The following is a 3,337-nucleotide window of genomic DNA, read 5'->3' on the forward strand; positions in this document are numbered from 1 at the left end:
TACCCAATGGTGATTTTATCCTGCGGGTGGGCGATGAGTTGGTCCTGTTAACTGATGAAGCACAGTTTGGTAAGGTTTGGGATATTATGCAAGCCTTAAATCGGGAGGATCGTTAAAGATGACAAAACTTTTTTGGCAGCGGTTAATGGCGGTTGGCATGGGTGGCTTCTTTGGCGGGAGTCTACGTGAAGCAGTTGCGCTATTGGTTAATGTGACGAATTTTCCGCTATCAACCCTAATTATTAATTTAACGGGTACCTTCTTGTCGGCTTTTCTCGTCGTCATTTGGTCGAAAAAAGTGACACTTGCTCAGCCGGTCGCCGACTTTATTATGGTCGGCGTCCTTGGCGCCTACACTACATATTCAACAGCCATCTTAGATATGGTGAAACATGGTTGGCTAATTGGTGGTGTGTATATTCTTGTGAGTGTTATTGGTGGTGTCATAGTCGTCTATCTGGGCCGTTATTTAGCTGAAAAGGTGGTGGCAGCATGATGCAAATTGTTGTTGCGGGCTTGGGCGCTATCTTCGGATCAATGGCCCGGTTCAGCTTATTAGAGTTGGCACCAAAAGTATTTGGTAAGGCAAGCGCTTGGATGGTGATGGTCATCAATCTTTCAGCTGCGTTATTAATCGGTTTTGCCTATGGCATGCAACTACCGGTTATGCAAAATACGTTCTGGGCAACTGGTATTTTGGGTGGTTATTCAACCTTTTCAACCCCAATTGTTGCCTTGGCCAACGGGCTGCAAAATCCCGGTGAACGGGTTAACATTATCGGCCAAACCTTACTAGCGTTTGTGGGGGGCGTCCCTGTCTTGCTACTAGGCGCGTGGTTAGGGGCACACTTTTGAGCGTAAACGTGGTAAATTTAATACACGACGTAAACTATTTGGAGAAAAATAAGAGAAGATGAGCAAGATTGCGGTTTTGGTGGATAGTTCAAGTTACATTTCACCCGAAGATTTAGAAGCTTTAAATATTAAGCAAATTAACAATCCTATTATGATGGGCACGCAAGTATTTCATGAGAATGAAGATTGGCAGACGCCAGCTGAATTCTATGAAATGGCCCGGACGGCAGTAACACCATTTACGACTTCACAGCCAGAAATCGGTGTTTTCATGACGGCCTTCAACGAGTTGGCTGCAGCAGGTTATACTGACGTGATTGCCGTGGTTTTGTCGAGCGGCATTTCAGGTACCTATTCATCAGTCCAATCATTGGCACAAACGATGGATAACATTAAAATCCATGCCTGGGATTCACAAATTGCGGCCGCTGGAGCCGGCAATCAGGCTAAGTTGGCAGCCGAAATGGTGCAAGCTGGCCATGATGTACCGGAAATTTTGGCGGCTTTGACGACGCTACGTGGGACGACTAATGTTTATTTCGCAGTAGATGATATTCGTCATTTGCAACGCACGGGTCGAATTTCAGGTGGGCAGGCAACGCTAGGATCATTGCTAAATATCAAACCGATGTTGACTTTTGAAGACGGCAAAATCATTGCAATCGGGAAGGAACGCGCGATGAAGCGGGCTTGGAAGAAAATGATAGCTGACTTCACAGCAATTCACGACGCGGCTACCTATCCATTACGCGTTGCCATTGTTGATGGCAACCACCCAGATTTGGCCGATAGCTGGGCGGCTGAGTTACAAGCGGCCTTCCCAGATGTGGTTGTCGAACGTAGCATTATCGGTCCCTACATCGGTGTCCACACGGGCGAAAAAGCCATGGGGATGATTTGGGGTCAGGACTACAAGTCGTTATTGTAAAGTTAAAGAATAGTTAAAGGTCTATACCAAACAAATGTTGGTATAGACCTTTTTTCATAAGGAATCATTGTCAAATCAATGGTTTAAGTGCAAAATAAAAAACATTGGTATAGGAAATTATTCATACTGTTAATTATTTTTTAGGGGAATTGTGAAAATGAAGGATTATCTACAACGAATGGGTCGTTCGTTGATGTTGCCGGTTTCCGTATTGCCAGCTGCAGCCTTACTTGTTGGGGTTGGTAATTGGATTTTGCGTTTGCCAGGTGGTGTCGCGCAATCGATTGGAAACTTTTTGGCCTTTGCCGGTAATGGCTTGTTGGGCCAGTTGGCCTTGCTGTTCGCAGTTGGGTTGGCCTTGGGTATGGTGCAAAAAAAGGAAGCTGGTGCAGTTGCACTAGCAGCTGTTGTGGCGTATGAATTGCCTGTTAACTTATTGGCGCCAAAGAATATCGCAGCGCTGATGAACATCAAACTGAGCGCCGTCAACCCGGCATTTGATGCTTTGGTAACAAATAATGTGTTGCTTGGTATTATTTCAGGTTTGCTAGCGGCAGCAATGTATAATCGCTTTAGCGAAGTACGTTTGCCAGCTGCTTTGGCCTTCTTTAGCGGTAAGCGTTCGGTACCGATTATTACGGCTGTCCTGATGTTGTTGGTTTCGGTTGTATTATTGTTGGTCTGGCCACCAGTTTATACCGGCTTGGTTACGTTTGCGAAGTTGATTTCCGGCCTTGGCTGGGTAGGTGCCGGTTTGTACGGTTTCTTCAACCGCATGTTGATTCCAGCTGGTTTGCACCACGCGTTGAATTCAGTCTTTTGGTTTAATATTGCTGGTATTAATGATATTGGTAACTACTGGAACTCAACTGGTGTTAAGGGTGTAACAGGTATGTACCAAGCTGGCTTCTTCCCAATTATGATGTTTGGGTTACCTGCGGGTGCTTATGCCATTTATCGGCAAGCACGTCCCGCACAAAAGAAGCGAGTTGGGTCATTGATGTTGGCGGCTGGAATTGCGGCCTTCTTTACTGGGGTCACTGAACCACTTGAGTTTTCATTCATGTTTGTGGCTTGGCCACTGTATGTAATTCACGCTATTTTGATGGGCTTGTCATTGGCCATTGCAGCCTTCTTCCACTGGACGTCAGGATTTACGTTCTCTGGTGGCTTGGTCGATTATATTCTGAGTTATTCAATGCCATTGGCGAATAAGCCATACATGTTGCTAGTACAAGGTGTCATTTTTGCGATCTTGTACTACAGTATCTTTACTTTCGCGATTAAGAAGTTTAACTTGATGACGCCGGGTCGTGATCCTAAGGACGATGATGACGCGGCCAACGATGTCCAAGTTGGTAAGGCGGCAACAGTTGGTGGGGAAGATAAGTACCTCCGCACAGCACGAATGGTATGGTCAGCACTAGGTGGTGACGCCGCTGCCAAAGACAATTTGACGTACTTGTACAACTGCACGACGCGTTTGCGTTATAAGATGACAGATACGTCATTGGCAGATGTAGATGCGTTGAAGAAGACGCCTGGTGTCATGGG

At 45.9% G+C, this 3,337-nt stretch carries 4 protein-coding genes; all 4 read left to right on the forward strand.

Annotated elements, in window-relative coordinates; all coding sequences use genetic code 11:
• The first annotated feature begins 118 nt into the window (after nt 1-118).
• Nucleotides 119-496 carry a fluoride efflux transporter FluC gene (locus tag WEIDD23_RS10065; protein ID WP_010373350.1) on the forward strand — a complete coding sequence of 126 codons (378 nt, stop codon included), beginning with the start codon at nt 119-121 and terminating at the stop codon, nt 494-496.
• Nucleotides 493-855 carry a CrcB family protein gene (locus WEIDD23_RS10070; RefSeq protein WP_010373349.1) on the forward strand — a complete coding sequence of 121 codons (363 nt, stop codon included), beginning with the start codon at nt 493-495 and terminating at the stop codon, nt 853-855. The genes WEIDD23_RS10065 and WEIDD23_RS10070 overlap by 4 nt, the downstream gene beginning before the upstream one ends.
• Nucleotides 856-913: 58 nt before the next feature.
• Complete coding sequence (locus WEIDD23_RS10075; RefSeq protein ID WP_010373347.1) at nt 914-1,783, forward strand: DegV family protein; 870 nt, start codon at nt 914-916, stop codon at nt 1,781-1,783.
• A 157-nt stretch (nt 1,784-1,940) separates the two neighbouring features.
• A partial coding sequence (gene nagE, locus WEIDD23_RS10080) for an N-acetylglucosamine-specific PTS transporter subunit IIBC (protein WP_242865503.1) occupies nt 1,941-3,337 on the forward strand: 1,397 nt, incomplete at its 3' end.

It is taken from the genome of Weissella sp. DD23 (assembly GCF_001579105.1).
GTDB classification, from domain to species: Bacteria; Bacillota; Bacilli; order Lactobacillales; family Lactobacillaceae; genus Weissella; species Weissella cibaria.

Coding starts and splice junctions, on each gene's coding strand:
- WEIDD23_RS10065 (WP_010373350.1), top strand. CDS start 119: ATGACAAAACTTTTTTGGCAGCGGTTAATGGCGGTTGGCATGGGTGGC.
- WEIDD23_RS10070 (WP_010373349.1), top strand. CDS start 493: ATGATGCAAATTGTTGTTGCGGGCTTGGGCGCTATCTTCGGATCAATG.
- WEIDD23_RS10075 (WP_010373347.1), top strand. CDS start 914: ATGAGCAAGATTGCGGTTTTGGTGGATAGTTCAAGTTACATTTCACCC.